20 protein-coding genes are annotated in these 25,233 nt (G+C 62.0%); 9 read left to right on the top strand and 11 right to left on the bottom strand.

Annotated elements, in window-relative coordinates; translation table 11 throughout:
* The first annotated feature begins 7 nt into the window (after positions 1-7).
* Positions 8-1,363, top strand: a complete 1,356-nt coding sequence (locus ACSQ3L_RS30410) for an MATE family efflux transporter (protein ID WP_436163289.1) — start codon at positions 8-10, stop codon at positions 1,361-1,363.
* A gap of 523 nt (positions 1,364-1,886) precedes the next feature.
* On the opposite strand, the gene ACSQ3L_RS30405 is transcribed toward ACSQ3L_RS30410, so the two are convergent.
* Together ACSQ3L_RS30405 and ACSQ3L_RS30400 are read right to left on the bottom strand one after the other, a co-directional pair.
* Entirely contained in the window at positions 1,887-2,963 is a 1,077-nt protein-coding gene (locus ACSQ3L_RS30405) for a quinone-dependent dihydroorotate dehydrogenase (protein ID WP_436163288.1), read from the bottom strand.
* Positions 2,960-3,310 (bottom strand): DUF952 domain-containing protein, encoded by a 351-nt coding sequence (locus ACSQ3L_RS30400; RefSeq protein ID WP_436163287.1) that lies wholly within the window; start codon positions 3,308-3,310, stop codon positions 2,960-2,962. Before ACSQ3L_RS30400 ends, ACSQ3L_RS30405 begins: the two co-directional genes overlap by 4 nt.
* A 163-nt stretch (positions 3,311-3,473) precedes the next feature.
* On the opposite strand from ACSQ3L_RS30400, the gene ACSQ3L_RS30395 reads away from it, so the two are divergent.
* A complete protein-coding gene (locus ACSQ3L_RS30395) occupies positions 3,474-3,902 on the top strand; it encodes a hypothetical protein (RefSeq protein WP_436163286.1) in 429 nt (142 codons plus the stop codon).
* 224 nt (positions 3,903-4,126) lie between these two features.
* Complete coding sequence (locus ACSQ3L_RS30390) at positions 4,127-4,786, top strand: response regulator transcription factor (protein ID WP_436163285.1); 660 nt, start codon at positions 4,127-4,129, stop codon at positions 4,784-4,786.
* 165 nt (positions 4,787-4,951) lie between these two features.
* Here the strand turns inward: ACSQ3L_RS30390 and ACSQ3L_RS30385 are convergent, their stop codons facing one another.
* Positions 4,952-5,608: an O-methyltransferase gene (locus tag ACSQ3L_RS30385; protein ID WP_436163284.1), complete on the bottom strand. Its 657-nt coding sequence runs from the start codon at positions 5,606-5,608 to the stop codon at positions 4,952-4,954.
* 93 nt (positions 5,609-5,701) lie between these two features.
* On the opposite strand from ACSQ3L_RS30385, the gene ACSQ3L_RS30380 reads away from it, so the two are divergent.
* Positions 5,702-6,337 carry a TetR family transcriptional regulator gene (locus ACSQ3L_RS30380; RefSeq protein ID WP_436163283.1) on the top strand — a complete coding sequence of 212 codons (636 nt, stop codon included), beginning with the start codon at positions 5,702-5,704 and terminating at the stop codon, positions 6,335-6,337.
* A 33-nt stretch (positions 6,338-6,370) separates the two neighbouring features.
* Here ACSQ3L_RS30380 and ACSQ3L_RS30375 read toward each other — a convergent pair whose 3' ends face one another.
* On the bottom strand, positions 6,371-9,859 hold the full coding sequence (locus ACSQ3L_RS30375) for a PAS domain-containing hybrid sensor histidine kinase/response regulator (RefSeq protein WP_436163282.1): 3,489 nt from the start codon (positions 9,857-9,859) through the stop codon (positions 6,371-6,373).
* Between the two features lie 251 nt (positions 9,860-10,110).
* Here ACSQ3L_RS30375 and mscL point away from each other — a divergent pair, with 251 nt between their 5' ends.
* Both mscL and ACSQ3L_RS30365 read left to right on the top strand, forming a co-directional pair.
* A complete protein-coding gene (mscL, locus tag ACSQ3L_RS30370) occupies positions 10,111-10,533 on the top strand; it encodes a large conductance mechanosensitive channel protein MscL (RefSeq protein WP_436163281.1) in 423 nt (140 codons plus the stop codon).
* A gap of 111 nt (positions 10,534-10,644) precedes the next feature.
* Positions 10,645-11,811, top strand: a complete 1,167-nt coding sequence (locus ACSQ3L_RS30365; protein WP_436163280.1) for a pyridoxal phosphate-dependent aminotransferase — start codon at positions 10,645-10,647, stop codon at positions 11,809-11,811.
* 6 nt (positions 11,812-11,817) lie between these two features.
* On the opposite strand, the gene ACSQ3L_RS30360 is transcribed toward ACSQ3L_RS30365, so the two are convergent.
* Complete coding sequence (locus ACSQ3L_RS30360) at positions 11,818-13,944, bottom strand: GmrSD restriction endonuclease domain-containing protein (RefSeq protein ID WP_436163279.1); 2,127 nt, start codon at positions 13,942-13,944, stop codon at positions 11,818-11,820.
* Between the two features lie 250 nt (positions 13,945-14,194).
* A complete protein-coding gene (gene hemA / locus ACSQ3L_RS30355; RefSeq protein ID WP_436163278.1) occupies positions 14,195-15,472 on the bottom strand; it encodes a 5-aminolevulinate synthase in 1,278 nt (425 codons plus the stop codon).
* Positions 15,473-15,737: 265 nt separating this feature from the next.
* Between hemA and galE the strand changes: the two genes are divergently transcribed.
* The 3 genes from galE (at position 15,738) to ACSQ3L_RS30340 (ending at position 19,915) form a co-directional block, all read left to right on the top strand.
* Positions 15,738-16,733: a UDP-glucose 4-epimerase GalE gene (gene galE / locus ACSQ3L_RS30350; protein ID WP_436163277.1), complete on the top strand. Its 996-nt coding sequence runs from the start codon at positions 15,738-15,740 to the stop codon at positions 16,731-16,733.
* Positions 16,734-16,836: 103 nt separating this feature from the next.
* The gene (locus ACSQ3L_RS30345; RefSeq protein ID WP_436163276.1) at positions 16,837-18,087 is read left to right on the top strand and encodes a D-amino acid dehydrogenase; all 1,251 of its coding nucleotides are present in this window, start codon (positions 16,837-16,839) and stop codon (positions 18,085-18,087) included.
* A gap of 1 nt (position 18,088) precedes the next feature.
* The gene (locus ACSQ3L_RS30340; RefSeq protein WP_436163275.1) at positions 18,089-19,915 is read left to right on the top strand and encodes an alanine racemase; all 1,827 of its coding nucleotides are present in this window, start codon (positions 18,089-18,091) and stop codon (positions 19,913-19,915) included.
* An 86-nt stretch (positions 19,916-20,001) separates the two neighbouring features.
* Here ACSQ3L_RS30340 and ACSQ3L_RS30335 read toward each other — a convergent pair whose 3' ends face one another.
* Genes ACSQ3L_RS30335 through ACSQ3L_RS30315 form a run of 5 tightly spaced genes read right to left on the bottom strand, consistent with a single transcriptional unit; the run spans position 20,002 to position 25,202 of the window.
* Complete coding sequence (locus tag ACSQ3L_RS30335; RefSeq protein WP_436163274.1) at positions 20,002-21,378, bottom strand: FGGY-family carbohydrate kinase; 1,377 nt, start codon at positions 21,376-21,378, stop codon at positions 20,002-20,004.
* On the bottom strand, positions 21,375-21,692 hold the full coding sequence (rhaM, locus tag ACSQ3L_RS30330) for an L-rhamnose mutarotase (protein WP_436163273.1): 318 nt from the start codon (positions 21,690-21,692) through the stop codon (positions 21,375-21,377). Before rhaM ends, ACSQ3L_RS30335 begins: the two co-directional genes overlap by 4 nt.
* Entirely contained in the window at positions 21,692-22,687 is a 996-nt protein-coding gene (locus ACSQ3L_RS30325; protein ID WP_436163272.1) for an ABC transporter permease, read from the bottom strand. Before ACSQ3L_RS30325 ends, rhaM begins: the two co-directional genes overlap by 1 nt.
* Positions 22,684-23,664: an ABC transporter permease gene (locus tag ACSQ3L_RS30320; protein WP_436163271.1), complete on the bottom strand. Its 981-nt coding sequence runs from the start codon at positions 23,662-23,664 to the stop codon at positions 22,684-22,686. Before ACSQ3L_RS30320 ends, ACSQ3L_RS30325 begins: the two co-directional genes overlap by 4 nt.
* Positions 23,661-25,202, bottom strand: a complete 1,542-nt coding sequence (locus tag ACSQ3L_RS30315) for a sugar ABC transporter ATP-binding protein (protein WP_436163270.1) — start codon at positions 25,200-25,202, stop codon at positions 23,661-23,663. Before ACSQ3L_RS30315 ends, ACSQ3L_RS30320 begins: the two co-directional genes overlap by 4 nt.
* Between the last annotated feature and the right edge of the window lie 31 nt (positions 25,203-25,233).

Raw genomic sequence — 25,233 nt, 5'->3', positions numbered from 1 at the left:
GCAATCCTTGGACAATGATGCAACCCCAGCCGACGCCAGATCCCCAATCAACCGCGGATCTTTTGTCGTCACCAACCGTGCCGTGCTCGCCATCGCGGTGCCGATGACGCTTGCCTATCTGACGACGCCGATGCTCGGCCTCGTCGACACGGCTGTCGTCGGTCAGTTCGGCGATGCCGCCTTGCTCGGCGGCCTGGCGGCTGGCGCGCTGATCTTCGACGTCGTCTTCACTTCCTTCAATTTCCTGCGCTCCGGCACCACCGGGCTCGTCGCCCAGGCGTTCGGGCGCAGCGATGCCCTGGAGGAACAGGCGGTGTTCTGGCGCGCGGTGCTGATCGCGGTTGTCGCCGGCATCGTGCTCGCCGCGCTTGCGCCGCTGGTTGCCATCGTCGGACAAAAATTCATGGGCGCCGAACCGCGCGTCAGCGAGGCGATGGGCGTCTACATCAGGATCAGGCTGCTCGCGGCACCCTTCTCGCTGATCAACTACGCCATCCTTGGCTACGTGCTTGGGCGTGGCGAGGGCGGACTCGGGCTGATGCTGCAGCTGGTGCTGAACGGCATCAACATCGCGCTCTGTTTCCTGCTTGGATTGGAGCTTGGCTGGGGCGTCGCCGGCGTCGCCTGGGCGACCGTCACCGGTGAGTTCCTTGCCATGCTGCTCGGCCTGGCAATCGTGATCCGCCGCTTTCGCGCGGCCCCATCCTTGCCGCGCCATCGCCTGCTCGACATGGCCGCCTTCTTGCGCATGCTGTCGCTCAACCGCGACATCATGATCCGCTCGTTCTCGCTGCTCGCCGCCTTCGCGCTGTTCACCCGCCAGGGCGCGCAGTTCGGCACGGTGACGCTGGCCGCCAACGCCGTGCTGATGAACTTCTTTCTCGTCGCCGGTTATTTCCTCGATGGCTTTGCCACCGCCGCCGAACAGCTGGCGGGCCGAGCCGTCGGCGCGCGTGCCGCCGCACCGTTCCGGCAGGCCGTGCGGCTAACCCTGTTCTGGGGTTTTGGGCTGGCGGGAGCCGCGACGCTGGTGCTGCTGTTTGGTGGCGCCAATCTGGTTGCTCTTGTGACGACATCGGAGGAAGTCCGTTCAGTGGCCGACATCTACCTGCCGTGGGCGGCATTCACCGCGCTGAGCGGTGTGCTGGCGTTCCAGATGGATGGCGTCTTCATCGGCGCCACCTGGTCGCGCGACATGCGCAACATGATGCTGCTATCGTTCCTCGTTTTCGCGGCGGCACTGCTGACCCTTGCGCCGGCCTTCGGCAACAATGGACTTTGGGCGGCGCTGCACGTCTTCCTGCTCGCACGCGGCTTCAGCCTGCTGACGATCCTGCGGCTCAGGGTGCGGACGGCGTTTTAGAGTCCCCGGAAGGCCGCGCCGTCCAGGGTTCCGAACTCAGGTTAACAAAGGCGGCCAGCTCGGCGGTATCGGCGGCTTTTGTGCCGGCAGCTTTTCACGATAGGAATTTTTTCTTGACTCCCTGCCGTCAGCTATGGTACATATTTTCCTATGGTGCTGATTTGCGCCAGTGACCCGCCGCACAGGCGGGTTTTTCGTTTGATGCTCCGTCAGCCTACGCGCCGGCGAAGGCTCCGAAGGAACCGTTAACCCGAGTTCGTAGCCTGCCGCGCCGTCGGATGCGCTTGCACTTCTGGTCGATTTCAAACAGACTTGATGCACCAATTGTTCCAGGGCGAGCTTATGCGAAGCTACTTCCCATATGTCTTGGGCGCGGCGCTGGGGTTGCTCGCTGCGTTCATTCTCTCCGCGGTTTTTGGCATCGGCGGAACCGCACAATTGCTTCTTTTCGGGGTGTTGCCTGCCATCGGTGGCGGCATCTGCGAGCGGGCCGTCAGTCGCAACCTACGGCCCTGAGAGCAATTCAGAGTTGCTTGGACGCCCAGAAGTCGAGGCGGCTGTCGCGCAACTCGCAAATCGACTTCAGCCGCTCTTTTTCCGCGAAACGGATCATTCCGGAAAGAATACGGCCTGGCAGCGAAGGCCCGGCATAGATCATGCCGGTGTAGAGCTGCACCAGATCGGCGCCGGCGCGGATCTTGTCCAGCGCGGTCTCGCCGGAATCGACGCCGCCGACGCCGATGATGGCGCGGTCCGGGCCAAGCAGCCTGCGCATCTTCGCAAGCACGATGGTCGAACGCTCGAACAGGGGTTTTCCCGAGAGCCCACCGGTCTCGCGCGCTGCATCGCCGCTGCGCAGTCCCGGCCGTGAAATGGTGGTGTTGGAGACGATAACGCCGTCGATCCGTTTCTCGGTGACCTCGGCGGCGATGTCCTCCAGCTCGGCCTCGACCAGATCCGGCGCGATCTTGAGGAAGACCGGCGGCTGGGCCGTTGCCGCGGCGCGCGCGGCCATGACCCGTGACAAAAGTTCGCCAAGCTGCTCGCGTGCCTGCATGTTGCGCAGGCCGGGCGTGTTGGGTGAGGAGATGTTGACGGTGAGATAGCTGGCATATTGCGCAAACCGGGCGACGCCACGCTCATAGTCGCCGATACGGTCGCTGCTGTCCTTGTTGGCGCCGATGTTGACGCCGACGATGCCGCTGCGATCCTTGCGCGCGGCAAGGCGTTTTTCGGCGGCCGCGTGGCCTTCATTGTTGAAGCCCAGCCGGTTGATCACCGCATCGTCGGCCGTCAGCCGGAAGATGCGCGGCTTCGGGTTGCCGGCCTGCGGCAGCGGGGTGATCGTGCCGACCTCGGCGAAGCCGAAACCGAGACCAAGCAGCGCGTCGGGCACCTCGGCGTTCTTGTCATAGCCGGCCGCCATGCCGAGCGGATTGGGAAAATCGAGGCCGCAGACCGTCACATTCAGCCGTGCGTCGCGCGTCGTCGACCCACCAACCGGTACGCCGCATCGCAAGGCCGCGATCGACAGGCCATGCGCGGTTTCCGGATCGAAGGCGAACAGCAGCTTCTGGCCGAGCCGGTCGAGCACGCTCATTGCCCCTCCAGTGCCGGGAACTGGTGCACACCATCGGCGCCAAGCGGCAGTGGCTGGACCCATAGCACGGCTTTCAGGTCCAGCACGCCATAGAGATGCGGAAACAGCGCGCCGCCGCGCGAGACTTCGTATTTCAGCGCCGCGCCCAGGCTGCTCCCGTCGATGGCGACCAGCAAAAGGTCGGTCTGGCCGGAAAAATGCTTTGCCGCCGTTTCCTTGACCTGCGCTGCCGTGGAGAAATGGATGAAGCCGTCGGCGATGTCGATCGGCGCGCCGGTGAAGCGGCCATTTGTTTCGGCCTCGCGCCAAGGCGCTTGCGGGCTTATCTTGTAGATAATCTGAGACATGGTTGCGCTATAAAGCAACTCCAGGAAAAGTGTGAAGCGGTTTTCCGTCCGGAATTGCGTCAAAATGCGTCCGAACCAGCCACGCGGGAAAGGCCACGCCAAGGGTCTTCCCCATTTCCGGCGCAAACATGCGATATTTCAGGCCTTGGCCATGGAGGACAACATGCGTCTGCAACACATCCTGATCCCCGCCGCGCTCGTTTCGCTGGTCGCGGCTTCAGCTTACTCGGAAGAGACCGACCGCTACCGCCTGGAAAAGTCCGATAACGGCTTTGTCCGCATGGATACGCAGACCGGCGCCATGTCGATCTGCGAGGAGCGCTCCGGCCAGCTCGTCTGCAAGATGGCGGCCGACGAGCGCGCGGCTTTCCAGGATGAGGTCGACCGCCTCCAGACCTCGATGAAGGCGATGGACGAGCGCGTCACCAAGCTTGAGAATTCGCTCTCCGCCCGCCTCGAATCGAAATTGCCGAGCGAGGAGGATTTCAACAAGACGATGAGCTACATGGAGCGCTTCCTGCGCGGCTTCATGGGCATCGTCAAGGATATGGACAAGGACAGCGGCGCCCAGCCCAATTCACAGAAGACCTGAGCGGCGCCTACAGCGCCGCGCGTCCTTTGGACGCGCAAAGGACGCTGTAGCACTTTGATTTTGCGCATGATCCTTTCCGAAAATCGAAGTCGATTTTCGGGGTCATGCGGCAAGGGAAAACGCGGCGCGCTGGCTTTGCTGCTTGAAAACAGCGCGCGGCCCCTCATAATCGTTCAACTGATCCCAAAAAAGCTAAAAATCATCGGGGATTCGGGGAGGGACATTTGCCGGCAGGCTATTCTTTCGTCATCGCCGACGATCACCCGCTGTTTCGCGGTGCGCTGCGCGAAGCACTCGCAGGCATCGGCAATGTTGCCGCCATCCACGAAGCCGGCGATTTCGAGAGCGCCAAGGCGCTGGTCGTGGCCAACGAGGATGTCGACCTGGTGCTGCTCGACCTGTCGATGCCGGGCGCCAGTGGGCTCTCCGGCCTGATCTCGCTGCGCGGCATCCATCCGGCGGTGCCACTGATCGTGGTGTCGGCGCATGACGATCCGGCGACCATCAGGCGGGCGCTCGATCTCGGCGCTTCCGGCTTCATCTCCAAATCGGCTAGCATGGAAGAGATCCGCAGCGCCGTGCAGTCGGTGCTTGCCGGCGATATTGCAGCACCGGTCGGGGTCGATCTCGGTGTTGAGCGCGATCCCGAAATATCCGACCTGATCAAGCGCCTGCAAGCACTGACGCCCCAGCAGACTCGCGTGCTCGGCATGCTGGCCGAGGGCCTGCTCAACAAGCAGATCGCCTATGAACTCGGCGTCTCCGAGGCCACCATCAAGGCGCATGTCTCCGCCATCCTGCAGAAGCTTGGCGTCGACAGCCGCACCCAGGCGGTGATCCTGCTGTCCAAGATCGGCAGCGACCCGCTGCAGTCGGCGGGTTGATCGCCAAACGAACAGCTCTATTCAGTTGCAGGTTTTGGCCGCCGATCAGCGGCGCCGCCAAGAGCTCGCCGGTTGCCGGGCTCCGGGAATTGCGCGTTGGTTGACGTAAACGCTTACGGCCGCTCTGAAGCTACATGGGTGTTTGAGTTGGGCATGGGACCGGCGTCAGCCGAGCCGTACGGACAGCTCGACATCCTCGCCGAAGGGCGTGGACATGTAGCCCGATGCCGGCGAGCGCACGCGTTCCAGATATTCGGGCGAGAGATCGGCGTTGTCGGCGATGACCAAGGCACCAGGCCTCAGGCGGCTCTCGACGAGGCTCAAAATCTCCGGGTAGATCGCCTTGGCGCCGTCGAGGAGCAAAAGGTCGATCGTATCCGGCAGGTCGGCGCTCAGCGTCTGCAGCGCGTCCCCCTCGCGGATCTCCACCAGGTCGACGAGGCCGCCCTCGGTCAAATTGGCCTTGGCCCGCATCACCTTCGACGGCTCGAACTCGGTGGTGATCAGATGGCCGCCGCCATTGTCTCGCAGCGCTGCGGCAAGATAGAGCGTCGAGATGCCGAACGAGGTTCCGAACTCGATGATCATGCGCGCGCCGCTGCCGCGCGCCAGCATATAGAGCAGCGTGCCGGTCTCCGGCGAGATCGCGAGCCAGAGGTCCTTCAGCCGTCCGTAGAAATCGACATATTCGGTCTTGCTGTTGAGCAGGCGCGCGCGCTCCTCGTGCGAGAGTGCGGCCACCGCCGGACTGGTCGCGGCATTGGCTTCTTCGAACAGGCGGGCGAGCAGGGGTGCCAGCGGGGCATTGGTTAGCGTCGTCATGAAAGTCTCCAGGCGAAATGGCTGCGTCCTTGTGTCGTGTCGAAAATACGAATAATCCTTCAGTTTTCCAATTCGCATTTGCCGAGCCGAGACATGACCGGACGCTCAAGCCTTTTGATTTCCTCACGAAAACAGCCCAAACAGGCACGCGCGGCGGACCTTGTCGCGGCGATTTTGCAGGCTGCTGTTCAGGTTTTGGCGAGCGAAGGCGCGCAGCGCTTCACCACCACGCGCGTGGCGGAAAAGGCTGGGGTCAGCGTCGGCTCGCTCTATCAGTATTTCCCCAACAAGGCCGCACTTCTGTTCCGGCTGCAGAGCGATGAATGGCGGCAGACGACCGACCTGTTGTGCCGTATTCTCCAGGAAGCCGGAAGGCCGCCCCTCGAACGGCTGCGTATCCTTGTGCATGCCTTTGTCCGCTCGGAATGTGAAGAAGCGGCAGTGCGTGGTGCGCTCGACGACGCGGCACCGCTTTATCGGGACGCGCCTGAGGCTCAAGAGGCGAGGGCTTCGGCGGAGCGCACGGTCGAGATATTCATGCAAGAGACACTGCCCGAGGCCCCGCATGCCACCCGAGCCTTGGCCGGCGAACTGGTCATGACGATGCTTAGTGCGGCGGGACGGGATTTTTCGGCTAGTCCGCGAATGCCGGCGGAGATCGAGACCTATTCCGACGCGATAGCCGACATGTTCTGCGCCTACCTCACGAGCCTGGGGCACAGGGCCTGAGATCGCCAGCCATGGCCGGGCGGCCTATTGGCGTCACTCGGCCGCCGATGCCAGCGGCCTGACCCTGGCCATCATCGAGCGCAGCACCGCCGGTTTGAGCGGCTTGTTGATCACCGCAATCTCGAGCCCGCCTGCCGCCGTGCGTACCTCGTTGGAGCGGTCGGCGGTGACCAGCACGGCCGGCAGGTTGTCGCCATGAATCGCGCGCAGCCTGACGATGAGTTCGAGACCGGTTTCGCCGTCGAGATGATAGTCGGCGAGGACGATGTCCGGGCGATGCATTGCGACACTCTCCAGGTCCGCTGAGCCAGACACGGTGTCGACATTGCAGCCCCAGCCTTCGAGCAGGAGCCGCATGCCTTCCAGGATGCGGGCATCGTTGTCGATGCACAGCACGTGCAGCCCGGCCAGCGAAGCGGTCGCGCGGGCAGGAGCCCTGGTTTCGATTTCGCGCCGCGGCTCCTGCACGGCCGCCACGGGCAGGATGACGGAAAAGCGCGTGCCCTTGCCCGGATTGGAAAATATCCGGATCTCCAGGCGCAGCACCCGGGCGATGCGGTCGACGATGGAGAGGCCGAGACCGAGGCCCTGGGCCTCGCGCGCGCCTTCGTCCAGCCGGGTGAATTCGTGAAAGACCGTGTTCAGCTTGTCGCCGGCGATGCCGATGCCGGTGTCGATCACCTGGATCTCGGCCAGTTCGCCGCGCCGCCTGACGCCGACCAGAACGCGGCCGTGGCGCGTGTATTTGATGGCGTTGGAGACGAGGTTCTGGATCAGGCGGCGCAACAAGTTGCGGTCCGTCGTCACGGTCAGCGATGACGACATGATCGTCAGCTCGAGCTTCTTTTCGGCGGCCAGCGGCCGGAAGTCGTTGCCGATCTGGCGCAGCAATCCGTCGAGATTGAAGGCGGTGTCGTCCGGCTTCATCGCGCCGGCATCGAGGCGGGAGATGTCGAGCACGGCGCCGAGAATGGTCTCGACCGATTCCAGTGAGGATTCGATGTTGACCGCTGCCTTGCCGGCAGGCCCCTTGCCGGCCTTCTCGATCAGCGATGAGCAATAGAGCCGGGCGGCGTTCAGCGGCTGCAGGATGTCGTGGCCGGCCGCGGCGAGGAACCGCGTCTTGCCGAGATTAGCCTCCTCGGCCAGCATCTGCGCCTGCGCCAATTCCTCATTGACCCGGGTCAGTTCGATGGTGCGGGTCTTGACGCGCTGCTCCAGCGATTCATTGGCCCGTTTCAGCGCCAGATCCTGCTCGACGCGTCCGGAAATGTCGGCATAGGTGGCGACGATGCCGCCGTCCGGCATCGGGTTGGAACGCAGCTCCAGGATACGGCCACTGGTCTTCAGCTCCATTTGCCATGGGCTGACGAAACTGGTCAGCCGGTTGAGCATGCCAACGCGCTGCTCTGCCGGAATGTCGCCGCGCTCGGCAAGATGCCGCAGGATGCTGTCGAGCGAGACGCCGACCTGGCCCATCTCGTCGGGCAGGTCGAACAGCGCCCTGTACTGGCGGTTCCAGCAGATCAGGCGGAAATCGCGGTCGAAGACGGTAATGCCTTGCTCCATCTGGTCGAGCGCTATCTGCAAGAGGTCACGGTTGTGCTGCAGCGCTTCGGTGGCGTCGTCGAGCAAGCGGAAGTCATCCCTGGATTCGCGGTCGTGGCGCCGAAACAGCAGCGACAGGATCAGCCGCGCCGAGGAGGAACCGACGGCGCTGGCCAGCAATTGCTCGGAAAAGCGGATGACGTCCATGCTCGCCTGCTCGTTGCCGTGCAGCGAGGTTCCGTTGGTCTTTTCGAACGACTGGAAGGAGCGCTCGGTGCGCTCGACGCCGAGATAGCGCCCGATCGTGTCCTTGAGGTCGTTGACGGTGATGGCTGTGCGGAAGCGGCGCAGGCTGGGCATTGGGCCGGCATCGCGCGGCACGAAGATCGACGCCTGGATGCGTTCCAGCGGCACCGATACGCGCGACAGCGAACCCAGCACAAAGAACACCGCGTTGATGGACAGGCTCCACAACACGCCGTGGTTCAGCGGTTCGGCGACGGTGCCGAACAGCGCCTGCGGCCGCAACGCCTCGAAGCCGAACAGCCCGTGCACGATGATACCGGTATCGGATGCGGCAAGCGATGGGAACAGCAGCGTGTAGCCCCAGACGAGGATGCCGGCGACCATGCCAAGTGCGGCACCCCGACCATTGGCGCCGCGCCAGATCAGCCCGCCGATCAGCGCCGGCGCGAACTGGGCTATTGCCGCGAACGACATCAGGCCGATCGATGACAGGCGCGCGCTGTTGGTGCTCTCGCGGTAATAGAGGAAGGCGATGAACAGCAGGATGAAGATCGCTCCGCGCCGCACATTGAGGATGAGCGTCGACCAGTCTTCGGTCTCGGAGGTCGAGGTCTTGAGCAGGCGGCGCACGAACAGCGGAATGACGAGGTCGTTGGAGATCATGATCGACAGCGCCACGCTTTCGACGATCACCATCGCCGTCGCCGCCGACAGCCCGCCAATGAAAGCCGCCATCGCCAGCACGTCATGGCCGCTGAACAGGGGCAGCGACAGCACGTAGAGGTCGCTGCTGGTTCCGGTGCCGACCAGCGAAAGGCCGGCGAAGGCGATCGGCAGCACGAACAGGTTGATCGCTACGAGGTAGAGCGGAAAAACCCATGTCGCGGTGCGCAGTTCGGCCTCGCCGCGGTTCTCGACGATGGTGACGTAGAACTGCCGCGGCAGCATGATGATGGCAAAACCGCTCAGGCACGTCAGCACCAGCCATGTGGCGAGCGAGGTGTTGTAGCCCATCGCCTGCCGGACCTGCGCGTTCTGCGCGAGCTTGTCGAACATGTCGCCGGGGCCGCCGAAGATCAGGAAGATGACCATCAGGCCGATCGCCAGGAAGGCGGCAAGCTTGACCACGGTTTCGACCGCCACAGCAAGCACCAGCCCGTCCTGGTGTTCGGTGGCGTCGGCGTGGCGTGTGCCGAACAGCACCGCAAACAGCGCCAAGAGCATGGCGACGACCAGCGAGATATCGCTGACGAACGGATCGAAGGAGGGCGGCGATCCCGTATAGTGCTCGACCATCAGGCTGACCGAACCGGAGATCGCCTTCAACTGCAGCGCGATATAAGGCACCGCGCCGATGGTTGCGATCAGCGTGGCGATCGCCGCGACGGTAAAACTCTTGCCATAGCGGGCGCCGAGGAAGTCGGCGATCGAGGTGATCTTCTCGGCCTTGGCCAACCGCACGATGCGGTTGAGCAGCGGAAAGCCGAACACGAAGACCAGCACCGGGCCGGTGTAGATGCCGAGGAATTCGAGGCCGCGCTCGGAAGAGAGGCCGACCGAACCGAAGAACGTCCAGGACGTACAGTAGATGGCCAGGCTGAGCGCATAGATGAAGGGCCGGGCTCGACTCGGCTCGGATATCGCCGAGCGGCGGTCGCCCAGGCTGGCGATGGCGAACAGCAGCGTCACATAGGCGATCGCGACGATGACGATGAACAAGCCCTGCACGCCGGCAAGATCCTCCCTGTGCCGAATTTCAACCCGGCTTGCCCAGACGCAATCACAGCTTGGCTTCCGAGTCCATCACGGCTTTGGGCGCATGAAGGCCACGATTTCCGGGACTGCCGCCGGGTAAAGAGAAAGCGGTTGCTTTCTCCTTTTGCCGATGTTGCAACCGTAGGTTTTTGTTATGTTGTCCTTAGGTCGATGCCCGCAAGGACGGAAACGGCAGCTCGGCCGGTCATGACAAGGAGGGTCGAATGCTGAAAGAATTCCAGGAATTTATTTCCAAGGGCAATGTGATGGACCTTGCGGTCGGCGTCATCATCGGCGCTTCCTTTGGCACTATCGTCAAGTCGCTGGTCGACGACGTCATCATGCCGATTGTCGGCGCGATCTTCGGCGGACTGGATTTCAACAACTATTTCCTTGGACTTTCCTCGGCTGTCAACGCCCCGACACTGGATGCGGCTAGGGGGCAAGGCGCGGTCCTTGCTTATGGCAGCTTCATCACTGCGGTGCTGAACTTCCTCATCCTCGCTTTCATCATCTTCCTGATGGTCAAGGCTGTGAACAACATGCGCAAGCGGCTTGAGCGCGAGAAGCCTGCGGCACCTGCTGCCCCGCCGCCCGCCGACGTCGCGCTGCTCACCGAAATTCGCGACCTGCTCGCCAAAAGATAACTCAGCAAAGCATTGCTGGACCAAAACCCCGGTCGTTCACGGCCGGGGTTTTCTGTTTTCGCATCTGGTAAGGAGCGCTGATCAACGCCCGAGATCGGAACGGACCCGCCCATGCCCTTGATCGACAGCCTTCGCGCCGAAGCCCGCGCCGCGCCCGAAAGCGGCATTGTCGCCGTCGTCAATTACGGCCGGCTGCGCGAGGGCATGATCCCTCTCTGGGCCGGCGAGGGCGATCTGCCGACGCCCGCCTTCATCGCCGATGCCGCATCGAAGGCGCTGGCCGGCGGCGAGACGTTCTACACCTGGCAGAGGGGCATACCCGATCTCAGGCAGGCGCTTGCCCGCTACTATGCCAGGCATTTCGGCAAGACTTTCCCCGAAGAGCAATTCATCGTCACCGGGTCCGGCATGCACGCCATCCAGCTGGCGCTCGACGCGCTTGCCGGCGCCGGCGACGAGGTTGTCTATCTGTCGCCGGCCTGGCCGAATTTCGACGCTGCCGCAGCGATATCGGGAGCCATTCCGGTGGCGGTCACGCTCGATCACTCCGGCAATGGCTGGTCCTGCGATGTCGAGAAGATCGCGGCGGCGGTGACGCCGCGCACCAAGGCGCTGTTCATCAACACGCCGTCGAATCCGACCGGCTGGACCGCCGATCACGAGACCTTGCAGGCGATCCTCGATCTTGCGCGCGCGAAGAACCTGTGGATCATCGCCGACGAGATCTATTCGCTGTTCCACTACGGCCATGGCCGCGCACCGTCTTTCCTCGACATCGCCACGGCGGAAGACCGCATCCTGTTCGTCAACAGTTTTTCCAAGAACTGGGCGATGACCGGCTGGCGTGTCGGCTGGATCAAGACGCATCCGAGCTTGCAGCAGGTGTTCGAGAACCTGATCCAGTATTCGAACTCGGGCGTCGCCCAGTTCATGCAGCGTGGCGCGGTTGCCGCCCTTGATGAAGGGGACGCCTTCATTGCCGAACAGGTGGAGCGGGCGCGCAAGGCACGCGATCTGGTCTGCGGCATTCTCGGCGCCACAGGCCGCGCCCGGTTCACCGTGCCGCAAGGTGCGTTCTATCTGTTCTTCACGGTCGACGGCATCACCGATTCACGCGCGGCTGCCTTCGACATCGTCGACAAGGCCAATGTCGGCCTGGCGCCCGGCACGGCCTTCGGTCCCGGCGGCGAAGCCTTCCTCAGGCTGTGCTTCCACCGCCGCCTCGACCAGATCGAGGAAGCGGCGCACCGGTTGGCAAAATGGATGAAGACTATCTGAGCCCAATCATCCGTTCCTCTGCGCTATATAACTCTGAACCTCGTGGGCGGGCAGCTCTTGAGAAGAGTTTCCGCTCCGAACATAGATTTTGCTTACTTTGTGCCCTTCTTTTGTGGTCACATTGATTGGCATCAACATATGGCTTTTTGCGACGTCCATCCTGCATATCTCAACGCCCGTCGCTATTGGAAAAGATACCTTGATCTTGCCGGCTTTGAATGCCGTCCCAAATTGGTTCTGCAGCGAATTAGTGAGAGCCAGCTCAAACCCGTCTTTGTCTCCTCCAGCGACCGCGTAGTCAGGCTCTAGGCCAACAGCGCCCGACTCATCATGGACGCCGATTAGCAATGTTCCACCATCGGAATTAGTGAAGGCTGCCACGGCCTTGGCGATGACCTCCTCCATCTTTTTGCTTGGCTGACCTCGTTCAACATCCCAACGAAAGGTCTGCTTGAATTCGAGCTCTGCAGACTCTCCAGATTCGATCAATTCATCTATCGTGGCCTCGACGGCAACAGTGGACTTGGCGCCCAAAGAGTCGAGGTGAGCATTGATAGCTCCGGCAATCAAGTTTCGCCGGGCAGTTAGGAAATCCTCGAATCTGGCTATGTCCCAAAGCGTCTTATCCTCTGGGATGCATTGCCGAGCCAACGCGTTCGGGAAAGTCTCCATGGCCGAAGTCAAATAGGCGGTCGGCTCCGCATCTGATTTCTGACGATTTCCAACCTTGGTAAGAATCATCCGATTAGATACTTCCTGTGCCAGAGCATATTTAGGAGCATTGGACTGCCCATAGCCATGTTCTTTCAAAAGTCGAGTTGGGAAAATATGGTCGCGCTCCAAAGAATATTTCTCGCCCATCGTCTGATGAAGTTTAGTTCCAACTGTCAGGCAAACGGCGTCACGAGCTTTAAATACCCAACGCATCACAGTAAAAATAGGATTCTGGATAGGGATTCTTTCCAGCTCTTCAGGTGTAATGGCAAGCGGTCTCTTCTCTGCTATCAATGCGACCAGATTGTCCCACGGATCGTCCACTTTTTCAATTATCTTCAGCTCTGTTTCAAGCTTCTGAAGAACGCCAACAGAATATCTTTGTCTGGCTTGAGACAGATAGAACCATCTTACCATTCGATTTATAGATGATTCGCTTGGCTTGACCTTTGCTTTGTAAAGCCATGAAATAAGCGGAACCATGACATAGGGAGTCGATAGCTCCGAACTATGATCAACGAAAGCGTGGCCCCTCAAGAGATTGATAGCATAGTCTATTGTCTCGCCGCTCAATTTTGACCAAGCGTCTATCAATCTATCTTTGTTGTCAGATGGGTGAAGCTTATGGAGCTCTGTCCCAGAAGAGTAGAGGCAGGCAAGAATTATATAAATTAGTACGTCCAGCGAAAATTCAAATCCGCTTTCGCGAAGCGTGTCGAGTTTCCTCTTCAATTCTTCGCGGGCCTGGGGCCAATATCCGCTGATCTGGGCAAGCGCCAGTTCAGCGTCCGTCAGCGTTATGCCGGCTTTATTTACAATATAAAATATTTCAATCGCCTCGCCAACAGTAGCCCTAATAGGTATAGTTTGTTCTGGTATATCATAATCAAGTATGCGCTTAACAGAATCAATATTTTGGCCGATAATCTGTTGAGTTTGCTGATCAAGAGGGAAGCCAGTCTTTTCAAACTCCGGGAACAAGCCCCATGCATTTACCTTGTTCTGTAATATGTCGGTTAGGCGCTGCCATCTTGGGTCGCCTGAACGTTTTGCGTCGCTGCCATAGTCCGGCTTAAGATTTAAGAGATCGATCCACATACCCGAAGGATCAACCAAAATATCTGTGGAGTTATAATACGGTGGCGGCGCGGAGCGCGCTAACATATACAGTGTTGTCACACGTTGCTGGCCATCAAGAAGAATTTTAACTGCACCTTGGTTTTCGTGATATTTGTGAGGCCCCTTAAGTTCTGGAGGTTTATTTGTTTCCCAAACGAGCAGCGTTCCTGTTGGATACTCCTTCAGCAATGATTCTACCAATTTCAGTGCGTCTGGCCTTTGCCACCGATATTCGCGTTGGAACGCTGGTACGAAAAGCTGTTTCTCGTCGATCTTATCGAGGATAGTTTTGATTTTCATAGAAAGCCCCGCTGATACCACCATTACAAGTATGACGAGTATTCGTTCTGAGAGCTATCCTTATCGAGAAGGCCGATGACTTATGCACATGCGCAGCCATTCGGATGCGGCTAAGTCGCCACCATCCGCTTGGCAACGGGGAGCCAAAACAGCTGATCGTGTGGAGCAAGGCAGCGGACGAAGGTGGTGTAAGCCGCTAACCGACTCTGGCGAGGTAAAATGGCTGCCGGAGTAGAGTTTCGAACAGGCTTTAACCGCCGGACTTAGGTACGAGCAAGGGAATAACCCGGTCGCTCTTGGCCACCGAAGGCCGTCCTGCGGAGCCGTAGGGAATGCCGAGTGCATCCCAGGTCTCGACCAGCGCATCTTGCAACTCGGCGATCAGCGCATCGGAATGGAACGGCGTCGGTGTGATGCGCAGCCGCTCGGTGCCGCGCGGCACGGTCGGGTAGTTGATCGGCTGGATGTAGATGCCGTGCACGCCGAGCAGGCGGTCGCTGGCCATCTTGCAGGCCTCCGGGTCGCCGACCAGCAGCGGCACGATATGGGTGGGCGAGTCCATCACCGGCAGGCCAGCGGCCGACAGGATCTGCTTGGTTCTCGCGGCCTGCTGCTGCTGGGCGTCACGCTCGGCCTGCGAGCGCTTGAGATGGCGGATCGATGCGGTCGCGGCGGCGGCGATCGCCGGCGGCAGCGCCGTGGTGAAGATGAAACCCGGGGCGTAGGAGCGCACGGCGTCGATCACAGCGCTGGTGCCGGTAATGTAGCCGCCAAGCGTGCCGAATGCCTTGGCCAGCGTGCCTTCGATGATGTCGATGCGGTCGGCCAGTCCTTCGCGCTCGGTGATACCGCCGCCGCGCGGCCCGTACATGCCGACGGCATGGACCTCGTCGATATAGGTCATGGCGTTGTAGCGCTCGGCGAGTTCGACGATCTCTCTGATCGGCGCGATGTCGCCATCCATCGAATAGACGCTTTCGAAGACGATCAGCTTGGCGCGTTCGCGGCCCGCCGCCTGCAGCAGGCTTTCCAGATGCGCGACATCATTGTGGCGGAAGATCTTCTTCTCGGCGCCCGAGCGCCGTACGCCTTCGATCATCGAGGCGTGGTTCAATTCGTCCGAGATGATCAGGCAGTTGGGTAACAGCCGCGCAATGGTCGAGATAGAGGCTTCGTTGGAAACGAAGCCGGAGGTGAAGACGAGGGCAGCTTCCTTGTCGTGCAGGTCGGCAAGCTCCACTTCAAGCTCGACCAGCGGATTGCTGGTGCCGGAAATGTTGCGGGTGCCGCCGGCGCCAGAACCCATCTTGCCGGCCGCATTCTGGAAAGCGGCGATGACGTCGGGATGCTGGCCCATGCCGAGATAGTCGTTGGAGCACCAGACGGTGATTTCCTCGGCGCGGCCGTTGGAACGCCAGATTGCGCGCGGAAACTTGCCCGCGATGCGCTCCAGGTCGGCGAAAACGCGATAGCGACGCTCGGCATGGAGCTGGTCGATCGCTTCTTCGAAAAACCGCTGATAGTTCATGTCGATTTCCCAATTTTGCGCGGGATCATAATCATTGCCCTATTGGTCGTCCACCTGGCCTTTTTGGTCAAAATGCCACGCCCCTGACCTGTTCCTAACGGCCACGGATCGTGGCCTATTCCCTTGATGTGGATCAAGTTTGTTTCAGGATGATGCCACTTGCCGGCCATGCCGGTTACCATGAGTTCTAATGGCCATGCGGCGGGCTTTCCAGTAGAGCGGGGTTGAGACAGTTTCCGATAAATCTTGAGATGCGAGGACGCGGATGACGGTTTTGGTAACAGGCGGCGCCGGTTATATCGGCAGCCATATGGTCTGGGAGCTGCTGGATGCCGGCGAGAGTGTGGTCGTTCTCGACCGGCTTTCCACAGGTTTCGAATGGGCGGTGGCGCCGGAGGCGAAGCTGGTGGTTGGCGATGTCGCCGACAGGGAATTGGTCGGCTCTATCATCAGGGACAACAAGGTCGACGCGATCATCCATTTCGCCGGCTCGATCGTGGTTCCGGAATCGGTTGCCGATCCGCTCGGCTATTACGAGAACAACACCTGCAAGACACGCACGCTGATCGAAACCGCGGTGCGCGAGGGCGTGGCCAATTTCATCTTTTCATCGACCGCTGCCGTCTATGGCGGCGCCGGACTGGAGCCGGTGCGCGAGGATGCTCGCCTGGCGCCGGAATCGCCCTATGGCCTGTCCAAGCTGATGAGCGAATGGATGCTGCGCGATGCGGCGATCGCGCACGGCCTGCGCTATACGGCGCTGCGCTACTTCAACGTCGCCGGAGCTGACCCGAAGGGCCGCACCGGCCAGTCGACGCCGGGCGCCACCCATCTGATCAAGGTCGCCTGCGAGACCGCACTCGGCAAGCGACCGTTCATGCAGGTGTTCGGCACCGATTATCCGACGCCGGACGGCACCTGCATGCGCGACTATATCCATGTCAGCGATCTGGCGGCGGCGCATCGCCTGGCCCTGCAGCGGCTGCGTGCCGGGGGACAAAGCCTTGTCGCCAATTGCGGCTACAGCCATGGCTACTCGGTGCTCGAGGTCATCGACAGCGTGCGCCGCGCCTTTGGCCATGATTTCGAGGTGAAGATGGGCGATCGCCGCCCCGGCGACGCTGCGGCGGTTGTTGCCAATTCGGATCTCGCCCGCGCCGAACTCGGCTGGACCCCGCAGCGCGACGATCTCGACCAGATCGTTGCCGACGCACTCGCCTGGGAGCGCATCCTGACCGGCAAGAACTCCGCGCGAGGCTGAGCCGGGCTCTCCCAAGGGCTCGCAAGGCGGGCGGTGAAGCGCTATTGAAGGCATTCGCGGTACGGCGTGGAGGCGCTGCGCCTCCGAGCTTTTGAGGAATGGCATGAAAATAACGGTGCTCGGGGCCGGTGTCGTCGGTACGGCGGCCGCCTATTATCTGGCGAGCGATGGCCATGAGGTCACCGTGATCGAGCGCCATCCGGCGCCGGCGCGCGGTACCAGCCAGTCGAATGCCGGCCTGGTCTCACCGGGGGACGCCACCGCCTGGGCCTCGCCGGCGGCGCTGAAAACCTTTCTGCGCGCGCTCTACAATCATGATCTCGGCATCAAGGTGCGGCTGCGCTTTGATCCCTATTTCCTCGCCTGGAGCCTGCGCTTCCTGCGCCAGTGCACGAAAGAGCGTCTGCGCGCCAACAGTCAGGTCAAGCTGCGCCTGGCGCTCTATTCCCGCGATTGCATCAACGCCATCTCGGCCGAGACCGGCATCGGCTACGACGAGCGCAAGAAGGGCATCCTCTATTTCTTCCGCTCTCAGCACAGCCTCGACACCGGCACCGACAATTATCGCTACCTGGCTAAGCACGGCCTGCCGATCGAGATCGTCGGCCGCGACCGGCTGGTCGAGCTTGAACCTGGTCTTGCCGGCGTGAAGGAAAAGATCGCCGGCGGGGTCTATTCGCCGATCGACCAGACCGGCGACTCCCGCCAGTTCGTGGAAAAGCTCGCGGCCTATTCAGCCGAAAACCTCGGGGTGAGTTTTCTCTACGGCACGACGGTCGAGGGTCTCGACATCGAGGGCGGCCGGGTGCGCGCGGTGATGACCTCGGCCGGACCGGTTTCCGGCGATGCCGTGGTCATCTCGATGGGACCGGAGAGCGGCCTGCTTGGCCGCCGCTACGGGATCGACCTGCCGGTCTATCCGGTGAAGGGTTATACCGCGACGATTCCGTTGGAGGACGAGAGCAAAGGCCCGACCATGGGCGGCGCCGACGAGGACCAGCTCATCGCCTATTCCAGGTTGGGCAACCGGCTGCGGCTCGCTTCGACCGCCGAATTCACCGGCTTCGACCGCAGCCACAGGCCGAGCGATTTTGCCGCCATGTTCAGGACCGGCAAGGATCTGTTCCCCGGTGCCTTCGATGAGAAGAAGGCGGAACTCTGGGCGGGCCTGCGGCCAATGATGCCGAACTCGGTGCCGGTCATCGGCCAGGCGCGCTACGACAATCTCTATCTCGACACCGGCCATGGCCATGTCGGCTGGACCATGGCCTGCGGCTCGGGAAAATTCCTCGCCGATGTCGTCGCGGGCCGCAAGCCGGAGATCGATCCGCAAGGGCTGGTCTACGGGGGGTAGGATGTCGGGACCGCAAGTCGCCATCGACCTCGGCCGCATCGAGCGCAATGCGCGCACGATCGTCGGGCGCTGCGCATCGTCGGGCATAAAAGTGTTCGGCGTCACCAAGGGCACTTGCGGCATGCCGCAAGTGGCGCGCGCCATGCTGCGCGGCGGTGTCGCCGGCATCGCCGAATCGCGTTTCGAGAACATCCGCCGGCTGCGCGACAGTGGCATCAACGCGCCGATCATGCTGTTGCGCAGTCCGCCAATGGCGCGTGTCGAGGAGGTGGTGCGCACCGTCGACATCAGCCTGCAGTCGGAACTCGCCACCATCCGCGAAATTTCGCGCATTGCCGAGCGCATGGGGCGCGTCCACGACATCATGCTGATGATCGATCTCGGCGATCTCCGCGAGGGCATCTGGCCAAATGACCTGGTCCCCACGGTCGAGCAGATCCTGCAGTTCAAGGGCGTGCGCATTGCCGGTATCGGCACCAATCTCGGCTGCTTCGGCGCCATCATGCCGACGCCGGAAAATCTCGGCCAGCTCGTAGCCCATGCCTACAAGACCGAGCGCCTGTCGGGCAGAAGCCTCGACGTGATTTCCGGCGGTGCCTCCTCGTCGCTGCCGTTGCTGCTCGAAGGCAGACTGCCGGCCGGCATCAACAACCTGCGCGTCGGCGAGGCGATCCTGCAAGGCGGCGTCGAGACCTTCCGCGATGTGCCATGGGCCGAGCTCGAACCCGATGCCTGCCGGCTGACCAGCGACATCATCGAGGTCAAGCTCAAGCCGTCACGGCCGATCGGCCAATCCGGCTACGACGCCTTCGGCAACCAGCCGGTCTTCCCCGACGAAGGCGACAGGCTGCGCGCCATCGCCAATATCGGCCGCGAGGACGTGCTGGTCGAAGGGCTGACGCCGATCGCCAAGGGGATACGGGTGCTCGGCGCCTCAAGCGACCATCTGCTGCTGGACGTCGCCGATGCAGATCCGAGGCCTTCCGTCGGCGACCGCGTCGCCTTCCGCATGAGCTATGGCGCCATGCTTTTGGCGATGACCTCGGAATATGTCGAGAAGGCCCCGATGCACGACGTCGAGGACTTTTCCGGCCGCAAAATGGTGCAGATCACGGCCGAGCAAGAGGCTGCCGGCATCCTGGCTCGGGAGGGCACTGGCGCGCGGCTGGAGGTGATGAATTTCGACGTCGTCGAGTTGGCCGATATCGAGCGCCCTCCTTCAGGGCTGATCCGGCTGACTGTCGGCACCGATCGTCGCATCGCCCACAAGGCGCTGACCGCAACGGCGCGCGCGACGCATTCCTTCGGCCTGATCTGGATCGATTCCATCGCCGCCCTGATGCCCGAGGACGAGGACGGCATCGACCTGCCGGAAGGTTCGGTTCTGGCGCGAGCGCTTGGCCTCGACCACAAGGCAGGTGCGCTGCAGCCGCAGCTGTCGCCGGAAAATGTCGTCATCGTCGGCTTGCGCCATGCCGACCCGGCCGAAGCCAGGGTGCTGAAGGACTCACGCGTGTCAGCCTTCACCATGACCGACATCGACGCCATGGGAATGCGCGACCTGATGCATGAGGCGATCCGTATCGCCACCTCCGGCACGCAAGGCTTCCATGTCAGCTATTCGCCCACAGTGACCGAATTCGCCGGCTGGGCTGCGGGCTCCGGTGGGCTGACCGTGCGCGAGACGCATCAGGCGATGGAGGCGATCGCGCTCTCCGGCGGGCTGCTGTCGATGGATGTTTCGGGCCTGACGGCGGATATGGAGCCGCGGATCGGCACCGACGCGGTCAATTTCGTCATGTCGGCCTTCGGCAAGCGGATCTTGTAGCTGAGCATGATCCCGAAAAGTGGGTTCCGGTTTTCTCGGACAAACAGAAATCGTTTGTCCAGAGATCATGCTCAAGCAGACAGACCCTATCTCTGCGCCTTGACCGCCGCGCGCCAGGCGCCGACATAGTCGGCCCAGACCGGGTCGGTCGGCGGCTCCATTCTTTCGCCTTTGCCCTGCGCCATCAGTTGATCGGTTGCCAGCAGTGCGGCGCCGATGCTGGTCCCGGTCGCAGCTTCGGATGCAACAACGGCGCGTGCCGTGCTTGCTGCCAGCATTTCGACAAACAGCCGGTTGCGGGCAAAAGGGCCTTCGACTGTGGTCGGGCCATCGGCGCCGATCAGGTCGAGGCAGGTCGCCGTCATCAGCGCCAGATAGAACGAGATAGCGGCAAAGCGCTGACCATTGTTCATGCCGTTAGCGTTGAGCCATGTGGCAGCCTGATGCGGGAACGGCCCCGACCCTTGCTGGGTCGATGGCAACAGCAGCATCTTTCGCGCCAGCACGGCGCCGACATCATCGTCGCTCCACTCGTCCGGCTGGTCCTTCGTCAGCAAAGAAAACTCGCGGCCACCCATGAAGCGCGCCGAGGGAACGGGATTGCCGAGCGCGTTGACATTGACCAGCGTGTCGCGCGCGGCATCCAGCGCGATCTGCTTGCCGCCGACCGCCATCGACACCACCCAGGTGCCGGTCGAAACCACGGAGAATGGCGGTTTTTCGGACAGCAGATGCGGCAGCAGCGAGGCGTTGGAATCATGCAAGCCGCAGAACACCGGCGTTTGCGCATCGAGTCCGGTTCGCGCCGCAATAGCGGGCTGGATCGAGCCGAGGCGTTCGCTCGCCGGCCGCACCGGCGCCATCAGCCGTCGCCATTCCAGGCTGTTGACCAATGATGAAAAATCCGCCGTCCACGGATTCCACAGATCGGTATGGCAGCCGAGCGAGGTCACCTCGTTGGCGGCGATGCCGGCCAGGCGCAAGGCCCAGTATTGTGGGTACATTAGCATCGCGACGGCCTTGGCGAATTCCGCTGGGAAGCTTTTCTGCTGCCAGAAGAATTGCGCGCCGAGATTGAGGCCGAGCGGCAGGCGCGGCGTCCCGGTCTCGGCGAAGGGCGGGCGGATCGCGTCATAGTCCGCTGCCAGTCTGTCGGGACCGTCGAATTCATAGTCGAGCACCGGCAGCACCAGTTCGCCCGCGGCGTTGACCAGCGCACCCGTCGCGCCATGGGTGGTGATGGAAATGGCGTCGATGCGCTGTTCGCGGTTGAGGCCGGCAAGGCTGTCGAGGATGAATGTCCACAAAGCTTCGACATCGTGATGCGGGTAGGGCGCCTGCCGCACTGGCGCATTGGCCATGCGGCGCAGCGCCACCTCGCTCAACATCGCGAGGTCGACCAGCGCCACCTTGGCGTTGGTCTTGCCGATATCGATGACGGCGATGTGGCGGGGTGCACTCATTCCATATGGAACACGGTTTCCAGCGGCACGGCCACCGGCTCGTTGTCCGGCCTGGTTTCCATGATGTCAGCCATGCGCGCCCACCAGCGCTGCATCACTGGATGCTTCGGCAGTTCGTCCATGCCGTGGTCATCTCGCCGCCACAGCACGCCGAACAGGATATTGGTCTCCTCGTCGAGATGGATCGAATAATCGGAGACGCCGGCTCGCTTCAGCAGCGCGACCAGCGACGGCCAGATCTCGTCATGGCGCTTCTTGTACTCGGCCTTCGTGCCGGGCTTCAGCTTCATCTTGAATGCGTATTTCTGCGGCATCAGCGACCTCCGAGGAGCCGCCGCCAGACGATTGGCAGTGCAATGACGATGATCAGCAGCAGGCCGATGAAGATCGACATGACGATGCCGGGCACGTTGAGCAGGCCAAGCCCGAAGGTCACCAGCCCCATGATGAACGCGGCGAGCACGACGCCAAGAATGCTGCCTGCGCCACCGAGGATGCTGACGCCGCCGAGCACGACCATGGTGATGACTTCCAACTCATAGCCTTGCGCGATCGAGGGCCGCGTCGAGCCGAGCCGCGAGGTGATCAGCACCGAGGCAATGCCCGACATCAGCCCGGTGAGGCAAAACAGGATGAACTTGGTTCGACCGACACGCACGCCGGAAAATTGTGCTGCGACCGGGTTGTTGCCGATGGCAAAGACACGACGGCCGAAACTCGTGCGGTGCAGCAGGAACCAGTAAACGACGGCCGCGATGAGGAAGAGAACCAGTTCGAACGACACCACCCACCAGACATAGCCCTGGCCGAAAAAGGCGAAGCTTGAGGGATAGCCCTTGTAGGCCTGGTCGCCGAGAATGATGAAGGCAATGCCGCGAAACAGGCTCATCGTACCGATGGTGACGACGATCGACGGCAGGCCGAGCCTTGTGACCAGCAACCCGTTGAAGGCGCCGCAGCCTAGCCCGACGACGATGCCGATCAGCACCAGCACGGGCGTGCCGGCGCCGGCCTGCACCGCCATGCCCATCATGGTTGACGCCAGCGCGATAATGGCGGCCACCGACAGGTCGATCTCGCCAGAGATGATAAGCAGCGCCATGGCGAAGGCGATCAGGCCCTTCTCGGTGAAATTGAAGGTCAGATCCGACAGCGAGTACGGATCAAGGAAATAGGGCGAGGCGAAGCTGTTGATGGCGAAGATAGTGACCGCCACCACGACCAGCAGCGCTTCCCAGGAAAAGATCGCCGAACGGAACGGCTTATCGAGCCGGTCGGGAATGTGGCGCGGGGCAGGGATGTCGGTCATGTCGCCGCCTCCACCTTTCTGAGGATAATGCGGCCTTGCTGGCGTTCGCCACGCGCGTTGAGCACCACGGCCAGAATGATGGCGCTGCCCGAAATCGCCATCTGCCAGAAGGGCGAGATGTTGATGACCGGCAAGGCGTTGGAGATGATGCCGAGGAATAGCGCGCCGAGCACCGCGCCGCCGACCGAGCCGATACCGCCGGCAATCGAGATGCCGCCGATGACGCAGGCGGCAATGATGTTGAGCTCATAGCCATTGGCGACCTCGACCGAGGCGATCACATAGCGGGAGATCCAGAGGTAACCGGAAAGCCCGCCGATCATGCCGGAGATGCAGAAGACGATGAATTTCGTGCGGCCGACATCGATGCCGGCATAGACCGAAGCCGTCGGGTTGACGCCGATGGCATAGATCGAGCGGCCGAGCGCGGTGCGCGTCATCAGGATGAAGAACAGCGCGATGACCAGGATGGCGATCCAGGACAGCACCGGAATGCCGAGAAAAGCCGCGCGCTGAAAGCCGATGAAGTCCGGGCTCATCTTGTCGGCATTGACCCAGGCGCCGCCGGACAGCACGAAAGTGGCGCCACGATAGATGGTCAGCGTGCCCAATGTCACCACGATCGAGGGAATGTTCAGCCGCCAGACCAGCAGGCCGTTGATGGCGCCGAGAACCAGGCCGACGGCCAGTGCGATGACGATCAGCAGCGGGATCGGGATTGCCGGATGCGCGGCGTTCAGCATCGCCACCACCATGCCGGTGAAGCAGAGGTTGGAGGCCATAGACAGATCGATCGACCGGGTCAGGATGACCACCATCTGGCCAAGCGCCAGGATCATCAGGATCGAGGTGTCGTTGAACACCTGGCGCAGATTGCCGGGGTCGGCAAAGGCCGGGAAGCGCGTCGAGATCAGGCCGATCAGCACGACGATCGCCGCGAACAGCCAGATTTCACGGTATTTGAGAAGAGCCTTCATGCCGCGATCCCTGCTGCCGTCCTGACCAGCGTTTCGGCGTCGAGCCCCTTGTTGTCGTAGACCGCCGCGACGAGCCCCTCGCGCATGACAACGACCCGATCGGACATGCCGAGGATTTCGGGCAATTCGGACGACACCATGATCACCGACAGCCCTTGCGCCACCAACTCGGCCATGAAGCCGTGCACGGCAGCCTTGGAGCCGATATCGATGCCCTTGGTCGGCTCGTCCAGGATGATCACCTTGGGCGCCGTCGCCAACCATTTGGCGATCACGATCTTCTGCTGGTTGCCGCCCGACAGCGTACCGACATCCTGGCTGAGCGAGGAGGCCCTGAGGTCCAGCCGCTCGGTATAGGAGCGGGCGAGCGAAAACTCCTCCGCCAGCCGCAGCAGGCCAGACTTGGATGTGCGCTTGAGCGAAGGCAGCGAGACGTTCTGGAAGATTGGCAGGCCGATCACCACGCCTTGCTTGCCGCGTTCTTCGGGCACGTAGACGATGCCGGCATCGATCGAATCCGCCGCCGATTTCGGCGCGATCGTCTTGCCTTCCAGCTTGATCGTGCCGCCCGATATGCGGGTGATACCCGATATCGCCTGCATCACCTCGCTGCGCCCGGCGCCGACAAGGCCATAGAAGCCAAGAATTTCGCCCTTGTGCAACTCGAAGCCGATGTCGTTGAATTCAGTCGGGTGCGACAGGCCGGAAACGGAAAGCACCGGCGCGCCGATCTCGGCCTTGCGCTGCGGGAAGATATGGTCGACCGCGCGGCCAACCATCATGCGCACGATCTGGCTCTGGCTAGCGTCCTTGATCAGGCCTTCGCCGACCATCTCGCCGTCGCGGAACACCGTGTAGCGGTCGGCGATGCGGTAGATCTCGTCGAACTTGTGGCTGATGAACAGGATCGCCTTGCCTTCGCTCTTGAGGAACTCGATCAGCAAAAAGAGCTCCTCGATCTCCTTCATCGAAAGCGCGGCGGTCGGCTCGTCCATGATGACGATCTGCGCGTCGATCGACATGGCGCGCGCAACGGCGACCAGATGCTTGTTGGCGATGCCGAGGTCCTTCAGCCGCGCGTCGGCGTCGATATGGCCGGCATGCATGGTGTCGAGCACTTCGCGCGCATTCTTGCGCATGGTGCGCCAGTCGATGGTGCCGAAACGTGTGCGCGGCGCGTGGCCGAGAAAGATGTTTTCGGCCACCGTCAAATCATCGAACAGCACGGTTTCCTGGTGGATGGCGGTGACGCCGTGCCCAAAGGCGGCATGCGCGCTGGGCAGGGTGATGGCGTGGCCGTCGATGCTGATCGTGCCCTCGTCGGGCTGATAGATGCCGGTCATGATCTTGACCAGCGTCGACTTGCCGGCGCCGTTCTCGCCGATCAGCGCGGTCACCTGACCAGGATAGAGCGACAGGCTGACATTGTGCAACGCGCGCACGCCCGGAAAGCTCTTGGAGATGCCGGACAGCGTCAGGCGTGGAGCCGAGGCCGGAGGCCGCTCCTTCACCGCGCCGTGTTGGGCTGTCGTGTCCATAGTCGTATCAAGCCCTGAAACAAGGTCCGTT

Origin of the sequence: Mesorhizobium sp. LjRoot246 (assembly GCF_964254115.1) — a bacterium.
Classification (GTDB): Bacteria; Pseudomonadota; Alphaproteobacteria; order Rhizobiales; family Rhizobiaceae; genus Mesorhizobium.
This window is presented reverse-complemented; position numbering and strand designations above follow the sequence as displayed.